The 1,158-nt window shown below is 24.5% G+C and carries 2 protein-coding genes; both read left to right on the top strand.

Annotated features, from left to right (window positions below):
* A partial coding sequence (locus tag F3G70_RS12470; protein WP_262492232.1) for a restriction endonuclease subunit S occupies positions 1 to 272 on the top strand: 272 nt, incomplete at its 5' end.
* 23 nt (positions 273 to 295) lie between these two features.
* On the top strand, positions 296 to 1,158 hold an 863-nt coding region (locus F3G70_RS11920; RefSeq protein ID WP_262492231.1), incomplete at its 3' end, for a restriction endonuclease subunit S.

Genomic DNA, 1,158 nt, shown 5'->3' with positions numbered 1-1,158 from the left:
TAAATTTGAGTTTAAATTTTAAATATTATTCATTAAGTGATTTAGTTAAAATAAAATATGGGAAGAATCAGAAAAAAGTTCAAGATGATGAAAATGGAAAATATCCCATTTTTGGTACTGGTGGTTTAATGGGATATTCAAAAGAATATCTTTATGATAAACCTTCTGTTTTAATAGGAAGAAAAGGATCAATTGAAAAAGTAAGATATATTGAGGAACCATTTTGGACTGTTGATACATTATTTTATACTGAAGTTAATAATATATTGTAATTCCAAGATTTCTTTATTATTTGATGTCATTAATTGATTTCAGCAGATATAATGAAGGGACATCAATACCTAGTCTGAGAACAGAAACATTATATCGTTTAGATTTTCCAATTCCTAATTTAGAATATCAAAAGGAGCGACTGAAAATTATAAATATATTATCAACAATTGATGATAAAATTGAAACCAATATAAGAATAAATAAAAATTTAACCTCACAAATCGAAGCTTTATACTATTCAATGTTTGTATATTATGATGATTTTCCTAAAAAAAGTTTAGAAGAATGTGAAATTGGTTTGATTCCAAAAGAATGGAATTTAAAGACTTTAGGGGAAGTAACTACACAAATTAAAGAAAAGGTCGGAAAAAATAATTATAAAGTATTTTCTGCAGTAAATACAGGAAATTTGATTTTATCAGAAGAATATTTTGATAAACAAGTTTTTAGTAAATCTATTGAAAAATATATTGTTGTTAAACAAAAAGAGTTTGCTTATAATCCTGCAAGAATTAATATTGGTTCTATTGGAAGAAATGATTTTGATTATGATGGTTGTGTAAGTCCTGTTTATGTTGCTTTCAAAGTCGAAGAAGGATACGAAAATTTCATGAATATGTTCATCAAATCAAAAAGATTTAATCAATGGGTAATTACTTTATCATCAGGTTCCGTAAGACAAACATTAAATTATAAAGATTTCTCAATTATAAAAATAGCCTATCCACCAAAGGATTTAATTAATAAGTTTAACAATATTTATGATACTTATTATGATGTAATTAACTATAATAAATCCATGATAAATAATTTAGAAAGAATTAGAGATCTTTTATTACCTAAATTGATGTCTGGTGAAATTGATGTCTCAGAGATAAATTGTGA

The organism is Methanobrevibacter millerae, from assembly GCF_900103415.1.
Taxonomy (GTDB): domain Archaea; phylum Methanobacteriota; class Methanobacteria; order Methanobacteriales; family Methanobacteriaceae; genus Methanocatella; species Methanocatella millerae.
The sequence above is the reverse complement of the archived record's forward strand: the minus strand, read 5'-3'. Positions and strand labels throughout refer to the sequence as shown.